The sequence below is a fragment of the Ruminococcus sp. zg-924 genome, assembly GCF_024433635.1.
Lineage (GTDB): Bacteria > Bacillota > Clostridia > Oscillospirales > Acutalibacteraceae > UBA7067.
The window spans coordinates 22152-48668 of record NZ_WNJZ01000016.1 but is presented as its reverse complement, the minus strand read 5'-3'; the positions used below and the strand labels follow the sequence as shown (position 1 = coordinate 48668).

Annotated in this window: 27 protein-coding genes and 2 tRNA genes; 24 read left to right on the top strand and 5 right to left on the bottom strand. The window is 44.0% G+C overall.

Features of this window, described 5'->3' with window-relative positions; genetic code table 11:
* Positions 1 to 10: 10 nt before the first annotated feature.
* The 7 genes from trpS (at position 11) to GMA13_RS08485 (ending at position 6875) form a co-directional block, all read left to right on the top strand.
* On the top strand, positions 11 to 1027 hold the full coding sequence (trpS, locus tag GMA13_RS08515; protein WP_255884062.1) for a tryptophan--tRNA ligase: 1017 nt from the start codon (positions 11 to 13) through the stop codon (positions 1025 to 1027).
* A 63-nt stretch (positions 1028 to 1090) separates the two neighbouring features.
* Positions 1091 to 3013, top strand: coding sequence for an ABC-F family ATP-binding cassette domain-containing protein (locus GMA13_RS08510; RefSeq protein ID WP_255884060.1), 1923 nt, complete (start codon positions 1091 to 1093; stop codon positions 3011 to 3013).
* Between the two features lie 92 nt (positions 3014 to 3105).
* The gene (locus GMA13_RS08505; RefSeq protein WP_255884058.1) at positions 3106 to 3675 is read left to right on the top strand and encodes a TIGR04002 family protein; all 570 of its coding nucleotides are present in this window, start codon (positions 3106 to 3108) and stop codon (positions 3673 to 3675) included.
* 252 nt (positions 3676 to 3927) lie between these two features.
* Positions 3928 to 4305: a GntR family transcriptional regulator gene (locus GMA13_RS08500; protein ID WP_255884056.1), complete on the top strand. Its 378-nt coding sequence runs from the start codon at positions 3928 to 3930 to the stop codon at positions 4303 to 4305.
* Between the two features lie 2 nt (positions 4306 to 4307).
* Positions 4308 to 5156 (top strand): ABC transporter ATP-binding protein, encoded by an 849-nt coding sequence (locus GMA13_RS08495; protein WP_255884054.1) that lies wholly within the window; start codon positions 4308 to 4310, stop codon positions 5154 to 5156.
* Between the two features lies 1 nt (position 5157).
* Positions 5158 to 5835 (top strand): ABC-2 transporter permease, encoded by a 678-nt coding sequence (locus GMA13_RS08490; RefSeq protein WP_255884052.1) that lies wholly within the window; start codon positions 5158 to 5160, stop codon positions 5833 to 5835.
* Between the two features lie 14 nt (positions 5836 to 5849).
* Positions 5850 to 6875 carry a CPBP family intramembrane glutamic endopeptidase gene (locus tag GMA13_RS08485; protein WP_255884050.1) on the top strand — a complete coding sequence of 342 codons (1026 nt, stop codon included), beginning with the start codon at positions 5850 to 5852 and terminating at the stop codon, positions 6873 to 6875.
* A 49-nt stretch (positions 6876 to 6924) separates the two neighbouring features.
* Here GMA13_RS08485 and GMA13_RS08480 read toward each other — a convergent pair whose 3' ends face one another.
* From GMA13_RS08480 to GMA13_RS08470, 3 genes are read right to left on the bottom strand one after another with little or no spacing between them, the layout of a single operon-like run.
* Positions 6925 to 7242 carry a hypothetical protein gene (locus tag GMA13_RS08480; RefSeq protein ID WP_255884049.1) on the bottom strand — a complete coding sequence of 106 codons (318 nt, stop codon included), beginning with the start codon at positions 7240 to 7242 and terminating at the stop codon, positions 6925 to 6927.
* Positions 7243 to 7246: 4 nt separating this feature from the next.
* Positions 7247 to 7597 (bottom strand): hypothetical protein, encoded by a 351-nt coding sequence (locus GMA13_RS08475; protein ID WP_255884047.1) that lies wholly within the window; start codon positions 7595 to 7597, stop codon positions 7247 to 7249.
* Entirely contained in the window at positions 7598 to 7846 is a 249-nt protein-coding gene (locus GMA13_RS08470) for a hypothetical protein (protein WP_255884045.1), read from the bottom strand.
* Between the two features lie 142 nt (positions 7847 to 7988).
* Here GMA13_RS08470 and GMA13_RS08465 point away from each other — a divergent pair, with 142 nt between their 5' ends.
* The 5 genes from GMA13_RS08465 to GMA13_RS08445 all read left to right on the top strand — a co-directional run bounded on the left by GMA13_RS08465 (position 7989) and on the right by GMA13_RS08445 (position 10874).
* Positions 7989 to 8456, top strand: coding sequence for a metallophosphoesterase (locus GMA13_RS08465; protein WP_255884043.1), 468 nt, complete (start codon positions 7989 to 7991; stop codon positions 8454 to 8456).
* Positions 8457 to 8539: 83 nt separating this feature from the next.
* Positions 8540 to 8905, top strand: a complete 366-nt coding sequence (gene ylxM, locus GMA13_RS08460) for a YlxM family DNA-binding protein (RefSeq protein WP_255884041.1) — start codon at positions 8540 to 8542, stop codon at positions 8903 to 8905.
* 13 nt (positions 8906 to 8918) lie between these two features.
* Positions 8919 to 10283, top strand: a complete 1365-nt coding sequence (ffh, locus tag GMA13_RS08455; RefSeq protein WP_255884040.1) for a signal recognition particle protein — start codon at positions 8919 to 8921, stop codon at positions 10281 to 10283.
* 87 nt (positions 10284 to 10370) lie between these two features.
* A complete protein-coding gene (rpsP, locus tag GMA13_RS08450; RefSeq protein ID WP_255884039.1) occupies positions 10371 to 10613 on the top strand; it encodes a 30S ribosomal protein S16 in 243 nt (80 codons plus the stop codon).
* A gap of 27 nt (positions 10614 to 10640) precedes the next feature.
* Positions 10641 to 10874 carry a KH domain-containing protein gene (locus tag GMA13_RS08445; protein ID WP_255884038.1) on the top strand — a complete coding sequence of 78 codons (234 nt, stop codon included), beginning with the start codon at positions 10641 to 10643 and terminating at the stop codon, positions 10872 to 10874.
* Positions 10875 to 11146: 272 nt separating this feature from the next.
* On the opposite strand, the gene nifJ is transcribed toward GMA13_RS08445, so the two are convergent.
* On the bottom strand, positions 11147 to 14713 hold the full coding sequence (gene nifJ / locus GMA13_RS08440; RefSeq protein WP_255884037.1) for a pyruvate:ferredoxin (flavodoxin) oxidoreductase: 3567 nt from the start codon (positions 14711 to 14713) through the stop codon (positions 11147 to 11149).
* 477 nt (positions 14714 to 15190) lie between these two features.
* On the opposite strand from nifJ, the gene ilvA reads away from it, so the two are divergent.
* The 9 genes from ilvA to GMA13_RS08395 all read left to right on the top strand — a co-directional run bounded on the left by ilvA (position 15191) and on the right by GMA13_RS08395 (position 24889).
* Positions 15191 to 16384: a threonine ammonia-lyase gene (ilvA, locus tag GMA13_RS08435; RefSeq protein WP_255884036.1), complete on the top strand. Its 1194-nt coding sequence runs from the start codon at positions 15191 to 15193 to the stop codon at positions 16382 to 16384.
* 16 nt (positions 16385 to 16400) lie between these two features.
* Positions 16401 to 16772 (top strand): RidA family protein, encoded by a 372-nt coding sequence (locus tag GMA13_RS08430; protein WP_255884034.1) that lies wholly within the window; start codon positions 16401 to 16403, stop codon positions 16770 to 16772.
* 200 nt (positions 16773 to 16972) lie between these two features.
* Positions 16973 to 17845, top strand: a complete 873-nt coding sequence (locus GMA13_RS08425; protein ID WP_255884033.1) for a hemolysin family protein — start codon at positions 16973 to 16975, stop codon at positions 17843 to 17845.
* Positions 17846 to 18170: 325 nt separating this feature from the next.
* Positions 18171 to 18551 carry a 30S ribosome-binding factor RbfA gene (gene rbfA, locus GMA13_RS08420; protein ID WP_255884031.1) on the top strand — a complete coding sequence of 127 codons (381 nt, stop codon included), beginning with the start codon at positions 18171 to 18173 and terminating at the stop codon, positions 18549 to 18551.
* The gene (locus GMA13_RS08415; protein WP_255884029.1) at positions 18535 to 19494 is read left to right on the top strand and encodes a bifunctional oligoribonuclease/PAP phosphatase NrnA; all 960 of its coding nucleotides are present in this window, start codon (positions 18535 to 18537) and stop codon (positions 19492 to 19494) included. The genes rbfA and GMA13_RS08415 overlap by 17 nt, the downstream gene beginning before the upstream one ends.
* A 130-nt stretch (positions 19495 to 19624) precedes the next feature.
* Complete coding sequence (gene truB / locus GMA13_RS08410; protein ID WP_255884027.1) at positions 19625 to 20557, top strand: tRNA pseudouridine(55) synthase TruB; 933 nt, start codon at positions 19625 to 19627, stop codon at positions 20555 to 20557.
* Between the two features lie 254 nt (positions 20558 to 20811).
* A complete protein-coding gene (locus tag GMA13_RS08405; protein ID WP_255884025.1) occupies positions 20812 to 21504 on the top strand; it encodes a response regulator transcription factor in 693 nt (230 codons plus the stop codon).
* A gap of 87 nt (positions 21505 to 21591) precedes the next feature.
* On the top strand, positions 21592 to 23130 hold the full coding sequence (locus GMA13_RS08400; protein WP_255884023.1) for a HAMP domain-containing sensor histidine kinase: 1539 nt from the start codon (positions 21592 to 21594) through the stop codon (positions 23128 to 23130).
* The gene (locus GMA13_RS08395; RefSeq protein ID WP_255884021.1) at positions 23123 to 24889 is read left to right on the top strand and encodes a S1C family serine protease; all 1767 of its coding nucleotides are present in this window, start codon (positions 23123 to 23125) and stop codon (positions 24887 to 24889) included. Before GMA13_RS08400 ends, GMA13_RS08395 begins: the two co-directional genes overlap by 8 nt.
* 329 nt (positions 24890 to 25218) lie before the next feature.
* Here the strand turns inward: GMA13_RS08395 and GMA13_RS08390 are convergent, their stop codons facing one another.
* Complete coding sequence (locus GMA13_RS08390) at positions 25219 to 25647, bottom strand: helix-turn-helix transcriptional regulator (protein WP_255884020.1); 429 nt, start codon at positions 25645 to 25647, stop codon at positions 25219 to 25221.
* A 229-nt stretch (positions 25648 to 25876) separates the two neighbouring features.
* Between GMA13_RS08390 and GMA13_RS08385 the strand changes: the two genes are divergently transcribed.
* From GMA13_RS08385 to GMA13_RS08375, 3 genes are all read left to right on the top strand, one after another.
* A tRNA-Thr gene (locus GMA13_RS08385) sits at positions 25877 to 25952 on the top strand.
* A 96-nt stretch (positions 25953 to 26048) separates the two neighbouring features.
* Positions 26049 to 26122: transfer RNA gene (locus GMA13_RS08380), tRNA-Gly, on the top strand.
* Between the two features lie 88 nt (positions 26123 to 26210).
* Positions 26211 to 26501: a hypothetical protein gene (locus GMA13_RS08375; protein WP_255884018.1), complete on the top strand. Its 291-nt coding sequence runs from the start codon at positions 26211 to 26213 to the stop codon at positions 26499 to 26501.
* The last annotated feature ends 16 nt before the right edge of the window (positions 26502 to 26517 follow it).

The following is a 26517-nucleotide window of genomic DNA, read 5'->3' as shown; positions in this document are numbered from 1 at the left end:
GGTATTATTTATGGAACAGCAAACAGCGCAGGAGAGAAAAAAGGTTATTTTCAGCGCAATTCAGCCAAGCGGCACTATAACGCTCGGTAACTATCTGGGTGCGCTAAAAAACTGGGTTAATCTTCAGGATGAGTTCAACTGCATTTTTGCTCTTGCAGATTTGCACACAATAACAGTAAGACAAGAGCCGGCAAAATTCCGTGCAAATATTTACGAGGCTTACGCACTTTTGCTTGCCTGTGGAATAGACGTTGAAAAAAGTCCTTTCTTTATTCAGAGCCATGTTCCAACCCATGCACAGCTCGGCTGGATTCTCGACTGCTACACTCAGTTCGGTGAGCTTTCAAGAATGACGCAGTTTAAGGATAAAAGCGCGAAGCACGCAGATAATGTTAACGCCGGGTTGTTTACATATCCAAGTCTTATGGCGGCTGATATTCTGCTTTATCAGGCTGATTTGGTTCCGGTTGGGGCGGACCAGAAGCAGCATCTTGAGCTTACAAGAAATATTGCAGAGCGCTTTAACGGAATTTATGGCAATGTGTTCAAGGTGCCGGACGGATATATTCCAAAAATCGGCGCAAGGGTGATGTCCTTGCAGGATCCGACAAGGAAAATGAGCAAGTCGGACGAGAACGCTAACGGCTGTGTTGCTGTGCTTGACAAGCCGGAGGTTATTATGAAGAAGTTCAAGCGTGCTATAACAGACAGCGAGGCTAAGGTGCGCTATGCCGATGGTAAGGACGGAATAAATAATCTTATGGGAATTTACTCTGCCGTTACAGGCAAGTCAATGGATGAGATTGAGCATGAGTTTGACGGCAAGGGCTACGGCGATTTCAAAATTGCTGTCGGCGAAGCTGTTGTTGAGCATTTACGCCCAATACAGGAGAGGTTCAATCTATATATCAACGACAAGGCTTACCTCAAGGAATGTTTTGAAAAGAGCGCAGAGTTTGCCTTAAGGCTTTCACAGAGAACACTTAACAAGGCAATGAAGAAGATAGGCTTTGTAGGAAGAGATTAATTTACGTCAGGCAGGGGCAGCCGATGATGCTCCTGTCTGTTTTTTTGAGGAGAGGTGAGTAATATGGCGTTGCTTTCGCTTCAGAATGTCGGTATGGAATTTTCTGAGCGCACACTTTTCAGCGGAATTTCACTTGAGGTTGGTGAGCGTGACAAGATAGGCTTTATTGGCGCAAACGGAATTGGCAAAACCACGCTTTTTAAAATAATATGCGGCGAGCTTGAGCCGACAAGCGGAGGTGTGGCTGTGTCTAAAGCTGCTAAAGTAGGGTATATGGAGCAGCATGCCTGCAAGCATCCTGAGAACACAGTGTATAACGAGCTTTTGTCGGTCTTTCAGCCGATTATGGATATTGAAGAGGAGCTTGACGCTTTGCACCGCCGGATTGAAATTGGCAGCGGAAATTTGCAGGAGCTTACCGAGCGTCAGATGAACCTGCGTGAGCAGCTTGAACGTGACGGAGGTCTGACTTATAAAAGCAGAACAGCAGCAACGCTTAATGGCCTTGGTTTCGGCAATGAATACTTTGATATGCCGATTAAAAAGCTCAGCGGCGGTCAGCTTTCTAAGCTCAGCCTTGCAAAGCTTTTGCTCAGCGGCGCAAAGCTTTTGCTGCTGGACGAGCCGACAAACCACCTTGACATAGCCTCCTGCCGTTGGCTGGAGGGATTTATACGTGACTTTGGCGGTGCTGTTATTGTAATATCACATGACAGATATTTTCTTGACAGCGTAACAAACCGTACAATTGAGCTTGAGCACGGAAAAATAAAATCATACAAAGGCTCGTACAGCGAGTTTATGAAAAAAAAGGAGGCAGCGCAGGAGGCAATACGCAACAAGTACGCTGCCGATATGAAGGAAATCAAGAGAATTGAGGGAATAGTTGAGCAGCAGAAGCGTTGGGGCAGAGAGCGAAACTTTATAACCGCCGCAAGTAAGCAGAAGCAGGCGGACAGGATAAAGGAGCAGCTCGAAATTCCGGAAAGCGAGCTTGAAACTATTCACTTTCGTTTTACTCCAAAGGAGGAATCGGGCAACGATGTTTTAAAATGTGAGGGGCTTTCAAAATCCTTTGGAGAAAAACAGATTTTCGAGAATGTAAATCTTCATATTCGCAAGGGCGAGAGGATTTTCCTGCTCGGCGCAAACGGATGCGGCAAAACAACTCTTTTTAAAACTCTATTAGGGCAGTATCCTGCAAGCTCAGGCTTTGCAACCTTTGGAGCAAATGTACGTGTCGGTTACTTCGACCAGATACAAGAGAACCTGCACTTTGAAAACACTGCTCTTGACGAGGTTTGGAACGATTATCCGCATATGACGCAAACCCAGGTGAGAACGGCTCTCGGTTCGTTCCTGTTCAAGGGTGACGATGTGTTCAAGGAAATAAAGAATTTAAGCGGCGGCGAAAGGGCGAGAATTGCGCTGTTAAAGCTTATGCTTGACGGCGGAAACTTTCTTCTTCTTGACGAGCCGACAAACCACCTTGACACAGCCTCACGTGAGGCGCTTGAAAAAACCTTGCTTGATTACAGCGGAACAATGTTGATAATCAGCCATGACCGATATTTTATCAACCGACTTGCAACCAGGATAATAACCCTGCAGAAAAACGGCACAAAGGAATATATCGGCAATTATGACGATTACCTTGAAAAGAGCGACGAGGAGTCGGGCGTGGTATCGTCAAAATCAAAAAAAGAGCCGACGGCTGCGGCGATGGATTACAAGGCGAAGAAAGAATATGCGTCAAACAAACGCAAGCTTCAAACGGCGGTCAAGCGCTGTGAGGAGGAAATTGCAAGGCTTGAACAGGACAGCGAGAGTGTTCAGGCTAAGCTGTCTGACCCCGAATGTGCGTCTGACTTTGAGCTTTTAACTGAGCTTACGGGAAAGCTTGAGGAGCTGAATACCAGGTCAATAGAAATGATGGAGGAGTGGGAACAGCTCAATACACGGCTTGAAACTGAGTTTGCAGACTAAACTGTACCCTTAAAAAATTAGTAAACTGTGCATTTTAAAGCATACAGAATTTTGCTATTATTACCGTAGTTTACAAAAAGGGGTATATAGAAATGAACAAAACAAACAGTGCTCTCAAGAAAATGGCTATTACCGCTATGTTTGCAGCAATGACCACCGTGCTTACATACTTTGTCAAGATTCCTATGCCGGGCGGCGGCTACATTCACCTTGGCGACAGTGTGATTTATCTTATGGCGTGCTTTCTGCCAACACCTTATGCGATGATTGGCGCAGGAATCGGCGGAAGCCTTGCCGATTTGTTCGGCGGCTATTTTGAGTACGTTATTCCGACCTTTATTATTAAGATGCTTATTGCTATTCCGTTTACCTGCAAGAGCGATAAAATGCTCACCGTTCGCAATGCGCTTATGATTGTTCCGTCAGGCTTAATCACAGTTGCACTCTACTATCTTACAAAGGTTGTATTGCTTGCCGTTGATAAGGCTACGGCATCGGTTGGGTTTGTCGGCTCATTCTTTGACGGCTCAACTTGGGTTGCAGCTCTCAGCAATATTCCGGAAAACACAATTCAGGCTGCCGGCAGTGCGGTAGCATTTATTATCTTTGCGCTTGCCTTTGACAGCGCAAAACTCAAGAAAAGGGTTCTCAGAGTAGGATAAATTTATTACTTTATGCAAATTTGATATTTTTTTCACCGCTGAGGTTTTTTGCCTTGGCGGTATTTTTTTGTAATTGACTATTGACAAGCTGTACATAACTGTATATACTGTATATACACAGTGAAATGGTAATTAAGCTTATATAATCAATTTAATCGGTGATTGGGCGAAGCCTGCCGTAACTTGTCCTGCGGGCAAAATTTCACTGCGGTGTCGCAAAGTGACGGCATTGCACAGCAAGGGGGTGCTTTATTGAATATCTTTATCAGGAATACAAGCGGCGAACCGATATACGAGCAAATTTACAATCAGATTAAGGCGGCGATTGTATCCGGAGAGCTTAAAACTGACGAGGCTATTCCCTCTATACGAAGTCTTGCCAAGGATTTGCGCATAAGCGTTATCACAACGAAACGTGCATACGAGGAGCTTGAGCGTGACGGCTTTATTTACACCGTACCCGGAAGGGGATGTTTTGTTGCAAAGCAGAATATCGCAATGCGGCGTGAGGAGAGCCTGCAAAAAATTGAGGAGCATTTAAAAATTGCATATGAATTGGCGAAGGGGTGTAATGTAAGCAAGGGTGAACTTGTCAAAATGTTTGAACTAATGGGAGAGGAATGGTGTTAATTATGAATAATGCGATTGAGATTATCAATTTGTCAAAGCAATATGAGGGTTTTACCCTCAGCAACATTAGTCTTGACTTGCCCAAAGGCTGTGTTATGGGTCTTATCGGTGAGAACGGTGCAGGAAAAAGCACAATAATAAAGCTTATTTTCAATTCTATAAAACGCAGCGGAGGAAGTATTGAGGTGCTTGGCTGTGATAATATGGATAAGGACTTTGAGAAAATCAAGGAGGATATCGGCGTTGTGCTGGATGAGCCTTGCTTTCCTGAGTGTGTAAAGCTTAAGGACATCAATGCAATGATGAAGAACATCTACAAAAATTGGAGCAGTGAGCAATTTTGGAGCTACTGCGACAGATTCGCACTTCCCGGTAACAAACGCTTTAAGAGCTTTTCAAAAGGTATGAAGATGAAAGCCTCAATAGCCGTTGCAATGTCGCACGGAGCAAGGCTTTTGGTGCTTGACGAGGCAACGTCGGGGCTTGACCCGATTATACGTGATGAAATCCTCGACATTTTCAATGAATTCACGAGAGATGAGGAACATTCAATTTTGGTTTCATCACACATCATAAGCGACCTTGAAAAAATCTGTGACTATATAGCCTTTATCCACAAGGGCAGACTAAAATTCTGTGAGGAAAAGGATGTACTGCTTGAAAAATATCTGCTGATTCACTGCAGTGAAGAGGATTTTAAAAAGTTTACAAGAAGCCGGATTATTGGATATAAGAGAGGTAAATACGAGATTGAGGCGCTTGTCACAAACGGCACTGTGCCGGCAGGAGTTGTCAGCGAGCGACCGGGTATTGAGGAAATAATGCTGTTTATGACAAAGGAGAGTGTATGAGATGAAGGGGATTTTTCTTAAAAATTGGGTGGTGCTTTTGAGCGGGCTCAGGTTTAATCTTGTTGTTTTTACCGCTGGCGGACTATTGATTGCCGTTGCCGGACAGGCTGATTTATACGGTGTGTTGATATGCCCGGTGTTTCTTTGCTCAATGGTTATTGGTATGCTTGAGTATAACGAGAGAAGCAAGTGGGAGCTTTACAGTGACACCCTCCCGGTAGGACGCAAAGGAACAGTACAGGGACTGTATCTTTTTTCGTTGTCATATTTTGCTGCATTCTGTGTGCTTGCGGTTTTGCTGTGCGCCCCGCTCAGAATATTTATGCCGGAGCTGGTCAATACTGCCAGATTTGTATTTCTGCTGATTATTACGCTTTCTGCTCCGATGCTGATATTTTCGCTGACTCTGCCGGTTTTCTTTAAATTCGGCTACAAGGTATTCAGAGTTGTTCAGATTGTTATAATCTTTGTATTGGCTGGAGTAGGCGGAGGTTTCATTGGCGTATTTATGTCTGAACAGGATGAGTATACTGTTGCAACTGATGTTCTGTCACGGCTGATAAATATTGATTTTTATGCAGATTTGCCATGGCTTATTGCAGTTGTGGTTGGAGTTATTGCGGTTTACTTTGTTTCGATGCTGTTGTCATCAAAACTTTATAAAACAGTTGAGTTGTAATTTGGGAGGTAAATATGGACAATAAAAAAATTAATAAAGAAGTACGAAAAATATCAAGCTTCAGTTCTTTGCCGCTGTTGTGCTTCGTTTTAGCTTATATTCTGATGACGCTGGGGTTTAATGCACTTATGGTGTATCTGAATAATAACAGTGTTTCTGTAGATACAGGACTTATGACTCTTATAGCGTATATTATTTTGTATTTGCTGGTTATCCCGACGTCAATGCTTCTGTTTTATAGGACGCGCGGCAGAAAAACAGGACAAACCTTAAAGTCGTGCTTCACAAAACCGAAGAAATCAGCCGGCTGGATAGCAAAATGGCTGTTAATTGCCATTGGCGTTATTTATCTGTCGGGCTTTTTGTCAAATTTACTTTTTACAATTATCGAAGGCTTGACGGGTGTTTCGTTAACAGCAAAAGAGATTGCTTTTGATAATTCGATTTTTGGGGTTATAAACACTTTGGTTGCGCTGCCTATTTTCGCACCAATATTAGAAGAGCTGCTGTTCAGAGGAACTCTTTTCCGCAATACCCAGCCGCTTGGTGAGTGGTTTGCTGTGATTATCACAAGCCTTATGTTTGGGCTTTGGCATATGAATTATACTCAGCTTTTGTTTGCGTCGGTTATGGGTGTTTTCTCCTGCCTTTTACTTATAAAGACAAGGTCAATTATTCCGTCTATGCTCTTGCATTTTATCATTAACTCAATTGGCGCTGTTCAGTCATTGTGTATGATGAATCTTGACGTTAATATGGTGAGCAGCGGTGATATCAATTACATAATAAGCCATATTACCCCGATAATGATAATCGGATTAATAGGATTTATGATAATAGGACTTATTATTGCAGGGCTTGTACTGCTTGTTATTGAGCTTATAAGGCACAGAGGCAGAGCAAACCTTGCAAAGTGCGAGTATCAGATAAAGCCGCTTAAAAAGCTTTCCGTTTATTTTTCAGCGCCGATTACAATTATAGTGTTTGCAATTTTGATATCAGTTACGGTTTTAAATGCGCTGAATATTTTACATCTGTAAGAAAAATATATAATGATTTAGGGGCAGTTTACAATGGCTGCCCCTATAACTATAATATTAAGTATACAAGAGCCATTACAAGGCTTGTGTCGCTGTGTTCACCGAGCAGTAAAAGTATAATGATAAGCACAAGACTCTGGTCTTTGTCGGCTAAAAGCTGCTGAAGACTCAGCGGAAAGGCTGTGGAGTGTTGTTTGACGGTGCTTTGTGTGGCTTTGTTTCCTTGACTTTCTTTATCATCCCTTGCCTGTTCGCTGTTTTCGTTTTGAGGTTTGCTGTCGCCGTTTGAATGTGCGGCTCGGCTGTGCATCTCCTGCATTCTTCTTACTGCATCACGCTGCATTGGGTCATTTATTCCTTGCGCCATATTCTCACCTCGCTGAACCAAGCTTTTGTATCATAGGCAGAAACCGTAGTATATGCAGCATCCTTGCCGCCTCGTCAAGCTTTTTCTGCCTTTCACGGCTTAAAAACGGTCTGAGCGCCGTCAGCAACCTTGTGCCGTCATCCTCCTTGTTGTATTCGGACATAATAGGCATAATGCGGCTAACGGTGTTTAATATATCGGGCGACATCATATTGTTTGAGTTGCTGCTCATTGTCGGCTCAGACTGTGGCTGCGGCTTATTTTCAGCGCCAAACATTCCTGCCATGCTCCTTATTTGCTCCATAGCTTGTGGGTCGCTTAGTATTTTTGAAATCTGGTCTGAAAAATCGTCCACTTAATCAGCTCCCTTATCCTTTTTAAGCCGCTTCATCAGTTCACGAGCCTGCGGTGAGTTGAGAATTCGCTCTGTTTCCTCTCGGTTGCTTAAAACCTTTTGCAGCTTATCGAGCTTTTTCTTGTCAAATCCCTTTAATATATCGCCGAGCGTGCCGTTTTTTGCGGCGTTCTCAAGAGATTGCGGATTTGTGTTCAGACTGCCGCCCATTCTTTTCAGCATCTCGTCAAAGTTGTTGTTGCTATTCAAAGAAACACCACCCGTTTTTATAGTTTGTAAAATGTATATTAATATATTTCAAAAAATAGAACAAAATAAATTACTTGCATTTTTTTAGAATATTTGTAAAATAAATGTGTATAAGATGTTTTACGTTAAAGGGAGCGTTAATATGAGAATTTTGGTTATGTCGGATTCGCACGGCGACTACAACAGAGTAAGACGAGCCGTTATGGCGCAGGACAAGGCGGAGGTTATTATACACTGCGGTGACGGTGAGGATCAGGTTGATAACTTAAAGCGGGACTTCCCAAATAAGGCAATCTATGCTGTAAGAGGAAACTGTGATTGGGGTTCAAGCCTGCCGCTTGAGCAGATTATTACACTTGAGGGCAAGAAGATTATGTTCACGCACGGGCACATATACTCGGTTAAGTCCGGTTATTACAGAATAAAGGAAGAGGCAAGAAGCAACGGTGCTGATATTCTGCTTTTTGGTCATACACATTTAAAAATGACAGAATACGAGGACGGGCTTTATATTATGAATCCCGGCAGTATCGGCTACTACGGTGCAAGCTACGGAATCATCGACATTACTCCACAGGGAATAATGATTAATACGGTAAATATTGATTAAAATTTTCCCTTTGTGCTTGACAAGAAGGCTGGAATATAGTACAATAGCACAGGTGTAAAGAAAAAAACTTTACAGAGGACGGAATGGCAGTGGAAAAGGACTACAAAATTTCGCTTCTGCTTGATTTTTATGGCGAGCTTTTATCGCAAAAGCAAAGGCTGGCTATTGAGGGATATTACAACGAGGACTGCTCACTTGCCGAGATTGCTCAGGAAATGGGAATAACACGTCAGGCAGTGCGTGATATAATTAAGCGCACGGAGCAGACGCTTTTGCAGATGGAGATAAAGCTTGGGCTTTACAGCCGCTTTGAAGAAATGCAAAGGGGACTTGAAAAAATCAAGAGCCTGAGCGGAAATATAATAGGATTAACCGATAATGACGATATAAAGGCAGCGGCGGCTCAAATTACCGATTGTGCCAATGCGCTGCTTGAAAAGCAAGAATGAAAGGATGATTTTCTTGGCATTTGAAGGATTGTCTGAAAAGCTGAGCAATGCGTTTAAAAAGCTGCGCTCAAAGGGCAAGCTCAGCGAGTCGGATGTTAAAGAGGCTATGCGTGAGGTTCGCCTTGCACTTTTAGAGGCAGACGTTAACTACAAGGTTGCCAAGGACTTCACCGCAAAGGTAACTGAGCGAGCAGTAGGCTCTGACGTTATGGAGAGCCTTACTCCTGCGCAGATGGTTGTTAAAATTGTAAATGAGGAACTTACCGAGCTTATGGGCGGTCAGCAGACAAAGCTGCAGATGGCTTCAAAGCCGCCGACGGTTATTATGCTGTGCGGTCTTCAGGGTTCAGGTAAAACAACACACGCCGGAAAGCTTGCGATGATGCTTAAGGGTCAGGGTCACAGACCGCTTCTTGCCGCCTGTGACATTTACCGTCCTGCGGCTATTGAGCAGCTTAAGGTTGTTGGCTCAAAAGCAGGCGCAACTGTCTTTGAAATGGGAACTGAGAACCCTGTTAAAATCGCAAGAGAAGCAATTAAGCACGCCCGTGACTATGGCAATGATATTGTTATACTTGATACAGCAGGCCGACTTCATATTGACGAGACTCTGATGAAGGAGCTTGAAAACATCAAGGAAGAGGTTAACCCAAATGAAATCTTCCTTGTTGTTGACGCAATGACAGGTCAGGATGCCGTAAACGTTGCAAAAAGCTTTAACGATTTGCTTGAAATTTCGGGCGTAATCCTTACTAAGCTTGACGGCGACACAAGAGGCGGTGCGGCGCTGTCGGTAAGAGCCGTTACCGGCAAGCCGATAAAGTACGCCGGAACGGGCGAGAAGCTCGCTGATTTAGAGGTTTTCCATCCGGACAGAATGGCAAGCCGTATCCTTGGAATGGGCGATGTTCTCACGCTTATTGAAGAGGCGGAAAGCAAGCTTGACCAGAAAAAGGCAGAAGAGCTTGCCCAGAAGATGGCTAAAAATAAGTTTGACTACAATGATTTGTTAGATCAGTTTATGCAAATAAAGAAGATGGGCCCGATCAAGGGAATCCTATCAAAACTGCCGGGAATTTCAAATCAGCTTGATGATGTTGAGATTGATGACAGAATTATGGACAGAAACGCCGCAATTATTCTTTCTATGACAAAGGAAGAGCGTGAGAAGCCGGCGCTGATGAATGCCTCACGCAAAAGGAGAATTGCCGCAGGCTGCGGAATGAAGGTTGAGGATGTAAATCGCCTTATCAAGCAGTTTGAGCAGATGCAGAAAATGATGAAGCAGTTCAACGGCAAGATGAAAGGCAAAAAAAGGAGAATGTTTGGCGGCGGTTTGCCGGGGCTTGGCGGCCCGATGGTTCCGCCAAAGAAATGATTTATTAAGTGTTTATAGTATTCATAGTATTCATCCAAAAATTAATTTGGTGAAGATATATTATTAAAGCTGTGGAGGTGAAATACAATGGCAGTTAAAATCAGACTTCGTCGTATGGGCGCTAAGAAGGCACCTTTTTACCGTATTGTAGTTGCTGATTCAAGATACCCGAGAGACGGCCGTTTCATCGAGGAGGTTGGCTACTACAACCCTGTTAAGGAGCCGGTTGAGCTTAAGATTGACGGCGACAAGGTAAAAGAGTGGATTGCTAAGGGCGCACAGCCGACAGATACAGTTAAGGCTCTTTTAAAGAAAAACAGCATTATCTAATTACACACACCGAAAGGAGAAGCTTAAATGCAGGAGTTGCTTAAAGTTATCGCACAGGGTCTTGTTGAGGAGCCGTCACAGGTTAGCGTTGACAAGGACGAGCCGAATGAAGAGGGCGTTATCGTTTATCACATTCACGTTGCTGAGGACGACATGGGCAGAGTCATCGGTAAACAGGGCAGAATAGCAAAGGCTATCCGTACAATTGCCCGCAGTGCGGCAATCAGAAACAACACAAAGGTAATGGTTGAAATCGACTGATAAAATATCAGCAGTGACTTATACTTGCTAAAGCTTGGATGACTTTTGTATGCGTTGAGCATATGAAAGTCATTTTTCGTTTCTATTCGCTTTTGTCAAGAGCTGAACTAACATATGCTGTATTCTTCTTTATACTGTTTTATGAGCGATATATACAAGGGGATTGTGGAGATTGGCGGTTGCGGTATACTTGTCTATGCCCAATTTACAGCAAAAAAGCGTTCCGTACGCAACGCATACGGAACGCCTGAAGGTTTAATTATTAAAATCGATTATTCGTTAATATCCTTCTTTGAAAGAGCAACAAGATGCTCATACTTCTTAGCAGCGCCTTCTTCAGCCTCTGCAAAGAGCTTTTCTGCTCTCTCAGGGAATGAGCGGGTAAGTGAATTGTAACGAACCTCGCCCATGATGAAGTCACGGTAGCTTGCTGATGGAGCTTTGCTGTCGAGAGTGAACGGATTCTTGCCCTCGTCTGCAAGACGTGGGTCAAAGCGGAAGCAGTTCCAATAGCCTGCCTTAACAGCCTTGTCTTCTTCAAGTTGAGCAATGCTCATGCCACCCTTAATGCCGTGGTTGATACACGGAGCATAAGCGATGATGAGTGACGGACCGTTGTAGCTTTCAGCCTCTGTGAATGCCTTGATACACTGGTTGAAGTCAGCACCCATAGCAATCTGAGCAACGTATACATAGCCGTAGCTCATAGCGATTGCTGCAAGGTCTTTCTTCTTAACGCTCTTACCTGCTGCTGCGAACTGAGCAACTGAGCCTACCGGTGTAGCCTTTGAAGCCTGACCGCCCGTATTTGAGTAAACCTCTGTATCGAATACGAGGATGTTTACGTTCTTGCCGGAAGCGATTACATGGTCAAGACCGCCGAAGCCGATGTCATATGCCCAGCCGTCGCCGCCGAAAATCCACATTGACTTCTTAGCAAGGCAATCCTTGTCAGCAAGAGTTTTCTTTGCGAGCTGACCAGCCTCACAGCTGCAGTCTGCAATTGACTCAAGCTTCTCAATAAGAGCGTCTGTTGCTGCTCTGCTTGTCTTGCTGTCCTCTCTTGTGTCGAGGTAGTTTTGGCAAGCTGCCTTGATGTCTTCCTTGTCGGTAAGCTCTGCAATCTTTGTTACATACTCAGCGAGTCTGTCACGGATTGCGTTCTGACCGAGAGCCATACCAAGACCAAACTCGGCGTTATCCTCAAACAGTGAGTTCTGCCATGCCGGACCGTAGCCCTTCTTATTTACTGTATATGGTGTAGCCGGTGCACTGCCGCCCCAAATTGATGAACAACCTGTTGCATTAGCAATGAACATTCTGTCGCCGAACAACTGTGTTGCAAGCTTTGCGTATGGTGTTTCGCCGCAGCCTGCGCAAGCGCCGGAGAACTCAAGCAATGGCTGCTTGAACTGGCTGCCCTTAACTGTTGACTCCTTGAACTTCTCTGCAACAGCCGGCTTCTCGTCTATTGTAAGACCGTAGTTGAATACATCCTGACTTGCACGCTGAGTGTCAAGCGGCTTCATAACAAGAGCCTTTGCACCCTTCTTGCCCGGGCAAACCTGTGCGCATGAGCCACAGCCTGTGCAGTCAAGAGCGGAAATTGTCATTGTGAATTTCAAATCAGGAACGCCAATCATCGGGATAGCGTTTGTTCCCTCCGGTGCGTTTGCAAGCTCTTCATCTGTGAGAGCAACCGGACGGATAACAGCGTGAGGACATACATATGAGCAACGGTTACACTGGATACAGTTGTCAAACTGCCACTCCGGAATGTCAACTGCAATGCCTCTCTTCTCGTATGCTGATGTGCCCTGCGGAACAGTGCCGTCAACATGATCAAGGAAGGTAGAAACAGGGAGCTGATTGCCCTTATATGAGTTTACAGGGTTCAAAATCTTGTTGACATAGTCAACAGCCTCAGGTCTGCCCTCTGTAACAACAACCTTCTCGCTGTCGTCTGTGCAGTCAGCCCAGCTTGCCGGAACGTCAATCTTCTTAACATCCTGAGCGCCTCTCTCGATAGCTGTGTGGTTCATATCAACAATAGCCTGACCCTTTTTGCTGTAAGACTTTGTTGCGGCATCCTTCATAAACTGCTTTGCATCCTCAGCAGGAATGATGTCTGCAATCTTGAAGAATGCTGACTGAAGGATTGTATTAATACGGCCGCCAAGACCGATTTCCTTACCAATCTTGATACCGTCTATTGTGTAGAAGTTAATTTTCTTGTCTGCAATGATTTTCTTCATTTTGCCCGGCAAGCGCTTGTCAAGCTCTTCAACGTCCCATGGGCAGTTGAGGAGGAAGCTGCCGCCCTCTTTAAGGTCGTCAACCATATCATACTTATCAACATATGACGGGTTGTGGCAGGCAACGAAGTCAGCCTTGCTGATGTAGTAGGTTGACTTAATCGGCTGTGAACCAAAGCGCAGGTGAGATACTGTAAGACCGCCTGACTTCTTTGAGTCGTATGCGAAGTAGCCCTGTGCGTACATATCGGTGTGGTCGCCGATGATTTTGATTGAGTTCTTGTTAGCACCAACAGTACCGTCAGCACCAAGGCCCCAGAACTTACATGACTTTGTGCAGGAAGGAGTTGTGTCCGGATTTTCTACAACGTCAAGTGAGAGGTTTGTAACATCGTCAACAATGCCGATTGTGAATCTCTTCTTCGGTGCGTCTGCTTCCATATTGCGGTATACAGCAACAATGTCGCCCGGTGTTGTATCCTTAGAGCTTAAGCCGTAACGGCCTGTAAGAACTGTAACATTTGTGAACTCAGAGCCGTTGATGGCAGCGAGAACATCAAGATAAAGCGGTTCACCGATTGAGCCTGGCTCCTTTGTTCTGTCAAGAACAGAGATGGTCTTAACTGTTTTCGGAAGAACGCTGAGGAGATAATCAGCAACGAACGGTCTGTAAAGTCTAACCTTAACAAGACCAACCTTGTCGCCGGCTGCGTTGAGGTAATCAACAACCTCTTCAATACAGTCGCAAACACTGCCCATTGCAATAATAACTCTCTCTGCGTCAGGTGCGCCGTAGTAGTTAAAAGGCTTGTAGTCTGTGCCGCACTTCTCGTTAACCTTGTTCATATATTCAATAACAACCTCTGGGATTGCATCGTAATACTTGTTGCAGGCCTCTCTTGCCTGGAAGAAGATATCATCGTTCTGTGCGGTACCTCTCATAACCGGATGCTCCGGGTTTAAAGCGCCACGACGGAACTTGTCAACTGCGTCCCAGTCAAGCATATCTGCCAAATCATCATAATCCCATGTTTCAATCTTCTGGATTTCATGTGATGTACGGAAACCGTCGAAGAAGTGAAGGAAAGGAACTCTGCCCTTGATTGCTGAAAGGTGAGCAACAGCGGCAAGGTCCATAACCTCCTGCGGGCTGTTTGAGCAAAGCATTGCATAACCTGTCTGGCGGCAAGCATAAATGTCTGAGTGGTCGCCGAAGATTGAAAGAGCGTGGCTTGCGAGCGCACGTGCTGAAACGTGGATAACGCCAGGAAGAAGCTCACCGGCGATTTTATACATATTCGGGATCATCAAAAGAAGACCCTGAGAAGCTGTGTATGTTGTTGTCAAAGCGCCTGCTGCAAGAGAGCCGTGAACGGCACCTGCTGCACCTGCCTCTGACTGCATCTCGGTTACCTGAACCTCTCTGCCGAATATGTTCTTGCGTCCGGCTGCTGCGTATTTGTCTGATTCATCTGCCATTACTGATGATGGGGTAATTGGGTAAATAGCGGCAACATCTGTAAATGCGTATGACACATGAGCTGCTGCGCTGTTACCGTCCATTGTTTTCATTTTTCTGGACATTGGTATTCCTCCTTAAAAATTTTACTTGCATATGCAAGTAAAGCTACTGACATAGCTACGGCAATATAACCGTACTACTGAAATTTTATCATCTTTTATTACAGATGTAAAGTGTGTATAAAACAATTTTTAAGCGAATTTACTTAAATTTGGCATAAAAGTCTATAATTCAAAGAAAATTAACAAAGGTATAACTAAGCGGTGTTGGGTTAGAAACAGCTAACCTGCGGATATTTCGCTTATGTAAGCTCTTGTTAGAGGATAAAACCGTTTAAGCTATTTTTTCGTTTTGTGCTTTGCTTAAAAAATAAAAATGAATCTTGATTTTGTTACAATAAAGGCATATAATTGCTCAATGAGACATAGCTGTAAGGTTTTTACATCTCAAACGGAGCATTTTTGTGAAAGTACAGATTTTGAGGGTCAAAAGCTTTTAACAGGCGGCTTATATATATTAAAACGAAAGTGAAGATTGATATGCTGACATTAGATAAAATTTATCATGCGTCTTATGTTCTTAAAGATGTAATAAGACCAACACATATAGTAAAGGCTTCCGGAATTTACGATGACTGTGAGGTTTATCTTAAACCTGAAAACCTTCAGATTACCGGTTCGTTCAAGGTAAGGGGTTCGGGCTATAAAATATCTCAGCTTACGGACGAGGAAAAAAAGAGAGGCGTAATTGCCTGTTCGGCAGGCAACCATGCACAGGGCGTTGCACTTGCCGCAACAAAATACGGCATAAAGTCGCTCATTTGTCTGCCTGACGGCGCTCCGATTTCAAAGGTTGAGGCTACCAAAAACTACGGTGCTAAGGTTTGTATGGTACCCGGAGTTTATGATGATGCATACAACGAGGCGTTAAGGCTTCGTGATGAAGAAAATTACACCTTTATTCATCCGTTTGATGATGAAAATGTAATTGCAGGTCAGGGCACAATAGGCATAGAAATTCTTAACGAAATGCCTGATGTTGACGCCGTTATATGTGCAATCGGCGGAGGCGGACTTATCTCCGGCGTTGCCTGTGCAATCAAACATCTTAATCCCAATATAAAGGTTTACGGTGTTCAGGCGGAGGGTGCGCCATCAATGTATGAATCAATCAAGAAGGGTGAGCCTGTTCACCTTAGCAGGGTTACAACAATTGCCGATGGTATTCAGGTTAAAGCTCCGGGAGAAAACACGTTCAACCTTGTTCGGGAGTATGTTGATGATATAGTAACGGTAAGCGATGATGAAATTTCGTCTGCTATATTAAAGCTCATTGAGAGTCAGAAGATGATTGCCGAGGGTGCAGGTGCTGCCCCTGTTGCGGCTGTAATGTTCAACAAGCTGCCGATAAAGGGCAAAAAGGTTGTTTGCATAATTTCGGGCGGTAATATTGATGTTACGATTCTTTCAAGGGTTATCAAGAGAGGTCTGCTCATGACAGGAAGGCAGCAGACAATTTGCATTGAGCTTCAGGATAAGCCCGGTCAGCTGCTTGCAGTATCAGAGATTATTGCAGAAAAGGGCGCAAACGTAATCTCAATTCACCACGAAAGAGCAAGTGAGGGTTCGGACGTTACCGGATGTTACCTGAGAATTGTGCTTGAAACAAGAAACTTTGACCACGTAAAAGAAATTTCAGTTGCGCTAACCAACGCAGGCTTTAAGCTTATATAATATGGAGGAATTTAAAATGAAAAAAATCTACACAAAAAATGCTCCGGACGCTATCGGACCGTATTCACAGGCAGTTAAAGTAAACGGACTTGTTTTCACTTCGGGTCAGATTGCAATTAACCCTGCAAGCGGAAATGTTGAGGCTGTGACAATTGAAGAGCAGACTCAGCAGGTTTGCGAAAACCTCAAAAATGTTCTTGAGGCTTCCGGCAGCTCTCTTGAAAAGGCGGTAAAAACTGTTTGCTTCCTCAAAAATATGGATGACTTCGGCAAATTTAACGAGGTGTACGGCAAATACTTCACTCAGAAGCCGGCACGTTCCTGCGTAGCCGTTAAGCAACTTCCAAAGGATGTTCTTGTTGAGGTTGAGGTTATTGCCGAGGAATAATTTTTAATTTTTGCTCTCACACGGTTCGGCGTGCTCAGTGTTTTATAGTAACAGAGTATGAATCTTGAGAATGGATTAATTATTGCTCTCACACGGTTCGGCTCTATCAATATTTTATTTATCTGCATTTGACAAAACCGTATTATCATCGTAAAATATGATTATTACTTCATTTGTTAATCGAGAGGGGAAATTACCTTATGTCTGATGATGCAGGCGGTAACAGTAGAAAACAGAACGGATTTTTTTCAAGGCTGTTTAAAAATGAGGCGGCTGACGATGTGTCGGAGGAGGATATTCTGTTGACCGTTGAAGCCGGATATAAAAACGGAATTATCGACCAAAGCTCACGTAATATGATTTTTAATATCTTCAGCTTTGACGATACAACTGTCGGCGAGCTTATGACTCACCGCACCGATATTACGGCAGTTGAGGACACCGAAAGCCTTGATAAAGCGGTTTCTCTGCTTACGGAAACAGGATATTCGAGAATTCCAGTTTACCACGAGGATATCGACAATATTACAGGCATACTCTACGGCAAGGATTTGCTTAGGTTTGTGTGCGGTGATGTTCCGAGTGATTTGAAGCTTTCCGGTATTACAAGAAAGCCTATGTTTGTGCCAAAGTCGATTAATTGCAGTAAGGTTTTTACCGAAATGACGGCGAAAAAAACTCAGCTTGCAATTGTTGTTGACGAGTACGGCGGAACAGAGGGAATTATCACTCTGGAGGATTTGCTTGAATCAATAGTCGGAGATATTCAGGATGAGTATGACAACGAGGAAAAAGAAATTCTGAAGCTGTCGGATAATGTGTTCACGGTTGACGGAGGAATTTCTGTTGACGAGCTTAACGAGCTTTCGGGGATGTCTGTTTCAAGTGAGGAGAGCGAAACTGTAGCCGGACTTATGCTTGACCATCTCGGCAGTATTCCTGCTGACAATGAAAGGCCATTTGTTGCGCTTGATGGAATTAAGCTTACAGCCGTTAAGATTGAGGACAGACGAATTGCAAGAGTGCTTGTTGAGCGCATTGATACGGATGCAGAAATTTCAGATAAAGAATAACAGTACATATATTGCAGGGCGGATTTCCGTCCTGTTTTTATATACAAAATTAACGGCTATTGTCGCCGTAATGTTGAAAAGCTGTCAAATTTAGTGTAAAATAACTTTACAGACAGGGTTGTGTGCACTCGGTTTCAGCTTTTCTTTATTAGTATGCAGCTGAATAGCTGTTTTCCGGCAGATGAGATTTACTTTTTGCTTATTATCTGTTTGGCGTGATGTACGGGGAAATAATATATTAGAAGATAAAACATAAAATATAGAATATAAAAATAAAAATAAAAATAAAAATAAAAATATAAAGGCGAAAGCCGAAGGAGTATATATGGCTGGACATAGAATTGACAGAACAACAGAGGATATTCGTCGTGAGCTTACGGCAATTTTCAGAGAACTTAAGGATCCAAGAATCAACAACTCGATGATTAGCATTGTGCGTGTCGAGGTTACAAATGACCTTTCGTACTGCACTGTGTATGTAAGCTCTATGAGCGGAATGGAGAGTGCAAAGCAAGCGCTTAAGGGGCTTAAATCGGCAGGCGGATTTATCCGCCGTGAGCTTGGGCATCGCTTAAAGCTGCGCCATGTGCCGGAGTGTATTTTCAAGGCGACTGACTCAATCGAATACGGCGCCGAAATCTCACGGACATTAAACAGTCTGAATATTCCGCACGACGAGGAGGACGAGCATGGAGATAACGATTGAGCAGGCGGCAAAAATATTAAAGGAAAGAGATAATGTTTTGCTGTTGACGCATATGTCGCCTGACGGCGATACGCTTGGCTGTGCGTTTGCATTGTGCAGAGCCTTACAGCTTTTGGGAAAGAAAGCAAGAGTAAGCACTGAGGGCGAAATTTCGAAAAAGTTTTTGTACCTTTGCGATACAGTTGAGGAAAACAGCTTTGACGAGGAGCTTGTTGTTGCGGTAGATATTGCCGACGAAAAGCTATTCCCGGAAAACTCGCACAAATACAGAGGAAGGGTTGACCTTTGCGTTGACCACCATGTTTCAAACACTCACTATGCAAAGGATTACTGCGTTGAGCCGACAGCCGCAGCATGCGCCGAGGTTACGTTCAAGCTTGTTAAGGCTCTCGGCATTGAAATTGACAGACCGCTTGCAAACTGCATTTTTACGGGTTTGACAACAGATACAGGCTGTTTCCGTTACAGCAACGTGACAAAGCAGACTATGAATACAGCGGCACAGCTTATTGAATCGGGCTGTGACAGCTACATTATAAATAAGCTGATGTTTGAAACAAATTCAAGAGAGAGAATCGCTCTTGAACAGATGTCGCTTTCAACGCTTGAGTATTACGATGACGGTAAAATTGCAGTAATGACTGTTACGCTTGATATGCTTGAAAAAAGCGGAGCGTCCGACAGCGAGCTTGACGGCATTGCCGCAATTCCGAGAACGATTGAGGGGGTGCTTGTCGGTATTCTGATAAAACAGAAAAGCAACAGCCTTTTCAAGGTGTCTGTAAGAAGCGACGAAACCGTATGCAGTGCAAGCGAGCTTTGCTCTAATTTCGGCGGCGGAGGTCATGCGGCGGCAGGCGGCTGTGCCTTTAACGATATGCCGCTTGAGGAAATAAAAAAGCAGCTTGTCGAATATGCAGAAAAACTGCTCGCCATAAGATAAAAAGCAGTGTTTTAAGCTTGATATGCTGGTGTTTCACATACCGCAATGCAAATTTTACTTTGCCGAAAGCAAAATATTTCACTCTAATGTTGTTAGTTTGATAACATTGGAAACTAAGGGGGTGTGCCGAGTGAATGGCGTTTTGGTTATTGATAAGCCGCAGGATTTTACATCATTTGACGTTGTTGCGGTTGTCAGAGGAGTTTGTCAGACAAAAAAAGCCGGACACACCGGCACGCTCGACCCTATGGCAACGGGAGTTCTGCCGGTTTTGCTTGGCAATGCGACCAAGGCGCAGAGTCTTATGCCCGACAGCAACAAAGCGTATGAGGCTGAATTTATGCTCGGACTTCGCACAGATACGCTCGATATTACCGGCAATGTAACCGAAAAGAAAGAAGCGAATTTAAGCCTTGCAGATATAGAGGGGGTTTTGCCTGAGTTCAGAGGAGAGATAATGCAACTGCCGCCTATGTATTCGGCGCTTAGTGTTGACGGACAGCGGTTGTATGACCTTGCAAGACAAGGGATAGAGGTTGAGCGTGAAAAAAGGGCGGTTGTAATTGAACGCCTTGAGATTCTCGGATTTGATAAGAAAACGCAGACAGGGCGAATTTCTGTTGCCTGCTCAAAGGGAACATATATAAGAACGCTCATTGACGATATAGGACAGGCTCTCGGAACGTGCGCAGTTATGACTAAGCTTAGGAGAACGCTTGCCTGCGGTTACAGTATCGACAATGCAATACCTCTTGAGGAGCTTCGCAAGCTTAAGGACAGCGAGGGTATTGAAGCGGTGCAGGCTCTCATAAAGCCGACTGAAACTGTGTTTGCGCCGTATCGCCCTGTTTATGTTACGGCGGCGCAAGCAAAACGGTTTAAAAACGGCGGAGGGTTTGACATAGACAGAACTCAGCTTGCACGGCAGAATAAGGAAAACGGAGAGATTTTCCGAATTTATGAGCGTGGCAGGGAATTTTTGGGGCTTGGAAAAGTAAATCTTGAAAAGGCGGAGCTTGGGTTTTTAAAGCTGTTTTCAGAGGATACTGCATCGGTATCTTAATGATAAATCCGTAGGAACATTTTTATAAATTTTGATTGATATTCCACAGTGGCGAGGCTCTGTATTAAGTGTTCACGCTGCACGGCACAAGGCTGTCGCACATTATGCATTGAGTACGTTGTGCAGTTTATAAAAATTTGTTTTATTATTTTTAATTTGTTCATTTATTTCAACATTTGACAATATATACTTAATTTAGCAGAGTAAAATAAAGTAAGCTGAAACAAATGCTTAATTTGAGGGAGGTACATAAAATGAGTACAGGTAAAATTATGATTGTGGACGATGATTTAAACATCTGCGAGCTTTTGCGGCTTTATATTGAAAAGGAAGGCTTCAGTGTTGTCACAGTCAATGACGGCGAGGCTGCGGTAAAAAGCTTTGAAAAGGAAAATCCGGATTTGATTTTGCTCGACATAATGCTGCCTAAGCTTGACGGCTGGCAGGTGTGCCGAGAGATAAGAAAAACATCGCAGTGCCCTATAATTATGCTCACAGCTAAGGGCGAGGTGTTTGATAAGGTGCTCGGCTTGGAACTTGGTGCAGATGACTATATGGTAAAGCCTTTCGAGGCGAAGGAGGTAATCGCACGAATCCGTGCTGTACTGCGCCGCAGCGGAAAAACCGAGGAGCCGCCTGTTAAGGAGGTAAGATGGGATAAGCTGTCAATTAACCTCACGAATTACGAGCTTAAGGTTAACGGCGTTCAGGTTGATACGCCGCCTAAGGAAATGGAGCTTTTGTATCATCTTGCAAGCAATCCTAACCGTGTGTTTACTCGTGATCAGTTACTTGACGAGGTTTGGGGTTTTGATTACTACGGCGACTCAAGAACGGTTGACGTTCACGTTAAAAGGTTGCGTGAAAAGATTGACGGAGTGTCCGATAAGTGGGAGCTGAAAACCGTTTGGGGCGTTGGCTACAAATTTGAGGTTAAGGAAAATTAAAAAACGATTTTTTGTTTTCGCCGAAGGGCTGACGCTTTTCGGTGAAAATTTTTCATAGAAAAATGAAAAACAAAGGATGAGTCCTTGATGAGTAAAAAGCGGAAACGCACAACGATTTTTGGCAAGTATCTTGCCCTTAGCCTTTCGACTATGCTTATAGGCTTTACGCTTATCGGTGTTATGCTCACGTTTTTTGTTATGCAGTATTCCCAGAACGAAAAACAGTCGCTGCTTGCCGAAAATGCATTGTCAGTTGCCGATATGGTGTCTGACAACTGTAGCGTTGTGGGTAACAAAATTTATCTTACCATACCCGAATATAACCGCTGGCAGTCTGTTATTTCAACAATGTCAAAGAGCCTTAACGCTGAGATTTTTATTACAGACAGCAGCGGTAACACGCAGATATGCTCTGATAACGATAACTGTGTGCATGAGGGAAAAAAAGTCAGCGAAGATATTATGGCGGTTGCTCTGAACCGTGATTATTTTGAAAACGGCAAGCTCGGCGGTATTTACAGCGAACCGCATTTCACGGTAGGCACGCCTATAATAATAACCGAGAATTCGGGTAAAATTGCTGTTGGCGCTGTGTTTATTTCAACTCAGTCCTCGTCAATGTTTTATTTTGTTGGCGAGATTTTGAGAATTTTCTTTATGGCGGCTATCGCAACATTTGCGATTATGTTCTGTATTTCAGGATTTTTTACATATAATATGGCAAAGCCTTTGCGTCAGATGGCAGCCGCAGCTAAGAAATTTGGTGCAGGCGATTTTTCAAGCCGTGTTCCGATTACAACCAATGACGAGGTTGGTCAGCTTGCTGAGGAATTCAACAATATGGCGGATTCGCTTGCTCTTTCTGAAGGTACAAGGCGAAGCTTTATTGCAAATGTGTCACATGAGCTTAAAACACCAATGACAACTATCGGCGGCTTTGTTGACGGCATTCTTGACGGAACTATTCCTTATGAGAGGCAAAGCTACTATCTTAATATTGTGTCTGTCGAGGTTAAGCGATTGTCCCGTCTTGTGCAGTCAATGCTCGCACTGTCAAGAATCGACAGCGGCACGATGAAGCTTAACAAGCGGAAGTTTAACCTTACTGAGATAATTATTGAAACACTGCTTACATTTGAACAGAAGATTGAGCAGAGAAAAATAAATATCTGCGGCCTTGATGATATATCTGAGATAGACGTCGACGGCGATAAGGATATGCTTCATCAGGTTGTTTATAATCTTATGGAAAACGCCGTTAAGTTTACTAACGAAAACGGGTATATAAAAATATCAGCCGAGCTTGAGCCGGACAGAACTGTTATTAGCATTGAAAACAGCGGCGAGGGCATTAAAAGCGAGGAGATACAGCATATATTCGAGCGTTTTTATAAAACTGATAAATCTCGCAGTATGGATAAAAACGGTATGGGACTTGGTCTTTATATTGTCAAGACCATTCTGCGGCTTCACGGCGGCGACATCAGCGCCGACAGCGAGCTTGGCAAGAGTTGCCGGTTCACGTTCTGGCTGCCTGCTGAAAATGCAAAAAAGGGCGATAAGGACAAAACAAACGTGAAGCTTATAGAAAGACAAAAGGGAAAGCAGGGTAATAAGGATGAATGAAGAATTTGATAATATAAATGAACAGGCTGCAAACAACGAGGAAACTCCGGCGCAGAAAAGTGAGCAGCCGATAGCGCAAGAAGCTGAACAGCCAACGGCAGAAGCGTTTGATAACGGCGTTGAACAGGAACAGCCGGATGAAAACGGAGAAGAGCCAAAGCCTGACGTAGCACCAAACACGGATACGCCGTTTATGCCGAATCAAAATCAGCAGTATTCAAATCCTCGGCAGACTCCGTTTGCGCAGGCTCAAAACGGATATCAAACGGGTTGTTATCAGCCGATAAACCAACCGATGAACCAATCGATAAACCAACCGATAAATCAAGGTGTATATATGCCGATGAATCAGGGTGCGTATATGCCGTGTAATCAGCCTTACACCGCTAATACACCGAACATTCCTAATGTTCCGCCGGCACCTGCTGCGGCACCGCAGAACCCGTATGCGCAGCCGGTGCAGAATATGCCTGCACAGCCGCAGTACGGTACGGTGAATTTTGCCCGTCCGCCAAAGGAAAACAGGAGTTTTCCGGCAGGACTTATCATATTTTTGGTGACGGCTGTTGTGGTGTTAACGCTTTGCATATGCCTGACCGTTGTTGCGGTGTCAAAATCGCCGTCAAGCGCTGACGGCTTTGCCGATAAAATATTCGACTACAATTATCAGCAGCCGACCTCAAATGACGATAACGATACACAAAAACCGACAGAGTCGTCAAATGACGATGCGCTCGACAAGAACGAGGTTGTGGACACAACAGACGAAAACGGCCCTCAAATTACGCTGAAAAAACAGCCGAAGGATATTTTTGAAGCCGAAAAATACAATGCAAAATATGCCTATGATAAGGCAAAAACATCGGTTGTCGGCGTTATAGGCTACACTGACAAGGATAAAGATACAATAGGCTCGCAGGGAACAGGAATAATCATAAGCGAAAACGGTTATATTGTGACAAACAGCCATGTTATAGGCGATTCAAAAACGAAGTACAGGGTTGTTGTAATGATTGCCGGACAGGAATATGAGGCACAGGTAACGGGATATGATTCCAGAACCGACATAGCTGTTTTGAAAATTGAAAAAACAGGACTGACTGCGGCTGATTTTGCAGATTCCGCAGAGGTTTCGGTAGGACAGGAGGTTGTTGCAATCGGCAACCCCGGAGGTATCAACTTCTCAAATTCTCTGACACAGGGAATTGTTTCGGCTCTTGACAGAGATGTGTCGCACGGAAACGTAAGCTATATACAAACTGACGCCGCAATAAACCCCGGAAACTCAGGCGGCCCTTTGCTGAATATGAGCGGTCAGGTAATAGGAATAACAACTGTTAAGATTGTAAACACAAGCTATGAGGGTATGGGCTTTGCAATACCGTCACAGCAGGCGGTTAGCATTATTGACAGTATAATCAAGCAGGGCTATGTTGAGGGTAGAGTTAGAATTGGTCTTACAGGAAACGAGATTAACTCGGCATACTCAAGCTATTACAACATGCCTGTTGGAATTTATGTTGTTACGGTTGACGAGAACGGCCCTCTTGCAGGCAGTGACATTCAGCCCGGAGATATAATCACAAAAATTGACGATGTTGACATAACGAGCTTCTCTGTGCTTTACAAGGAGCTTGATAAGCACAAGCCCGGCGATGTTGTTACACTGACATATAAGCACCCGAATGAAAGTGAAACAGATTACACTGAGGAGCATACGCTTGAGGTTACTCTTGCAGCGGATTCCTCAGCACAATGAAAAGCATAACTGTATTAGCTTAAAACAGGTGTGGGCGAAAAATTCCATATAAAAAAATTACCCCGATAGAGCTACGGTTTAACGTTGCTCCTCGGGGTTTTTCTATCCTCGGTTTTATCCGGGATTAAAGACAAAAATTTAAAATTAAAGAAATAGTTTATTGAGCGCAATAATCTTGAGAATAATAATATATTTTTAGGTTTCCTTTCGGTTACTCGGCGTACAGGCGTTGGCATTGGCAGACTCTGCTGCGCTGCGCCCTTGCCGTGGTATGATGTTTTGTTAAAAAAACAAGCAAAAAATTCACCGTCGTAAAAGCAGCGGCATAGTCAGTAGTTTTCTTTGATAAATTCGTGCAGCTTTTCCATCAGGTTTTCACGGTCCTGCGGATTTAGTCTGCGGTAATACAGCACAAGCTGCTGCTCTTCCTTGGGCAGTTCGTAAATAGCGGTTTTGTCGAGCATAATTCTGTTGTGCTTTTCGCTTAATTTTCTCTTTTGATTCTTGTCGGCGGTCGGGTCTTTTAGCCTTTCGGCAACGAGAGCCGCACCGGAATCGAAGCACTTCAAAAGCTCGTCATACGGTATATTAAACAAATTCTTGAGTATAAGAATTGTGCTGAGGCTGGGCGTTGATTTGCCGGTTTCGTAGTAGGTGTAGGTTGAACGGTCAATGTTAAGGGTGTTTGCCACCATCTGCTGAGAATAACCGCAGTTAAGCCTGTATCTCTTAAGCAAATAGGCAATAGAGTCGTTCATAACAAGCTCTCCTTTTCAAAGTTTGTAAAAAGACAGCAGTACAAACGGCTGTCAAAAAGGAATATAAACTTATTATAGAGCAATATTAATTTTATAAGCATTTTTGTGAAAAGTTATCACTCAACATTGGTTGGTGTTACAACAAAGGGCGGTGAGTGATGGCTTCTGTTTTGCTGAAAAATTATAGTTGACTTAAGTGCGTTGTAGATGTTATAATATTTTGCGGAATGCTGGAATAGCTCAGACGGTAGAGCGACGCTCTCGTAAAGCGTAGGTCGAGGGTTCAAGTCCCTTTTCCAGCTCCAGATTTGCACCCCTGAGGTGCCGGGTGAATGGTGAACACGGGCAATGCTGTTTTGTTGCTGTTTGCCGTTCACCTCGTTTTATATTAAATAGAATATGCGGACATAGTTCATCGGTAGAACATCAGCTTCCCAAGCTGAGGAGGCGGGTTCGATTCCCGTTGTCCGCTCCATTTTACACGAAACGGCTGTTAATGCAAATTTGCAGAACAGCTGTTTTTATTTGCTCCAAATGGGTAAGCTAATTGTGGGGTGATTAAAATGGCAAAGCAAGGGATGAAGCGCATTGAGCGTACCCACACACAGCCGAGAAATGATGCAGCGGCTGTTCCTGAAATTCAGGGCAAGGCAAAGCACGGTAAGGAGCAGGCACGTCCGATTATAGCCGGCACACATGCACCGCAGCTTAAGGTTTTCCATACCAATCCATATGCGCACAAGCGTAATACGGACAGAACGATACCAAGCAATATTTACCCGGAAATTGACACTGACTTGGCAAGGGATAACCTTGAAAATGATATTACCGCCGCCGATTTGCAGGACCTGTAACCTTAATACTACTTTA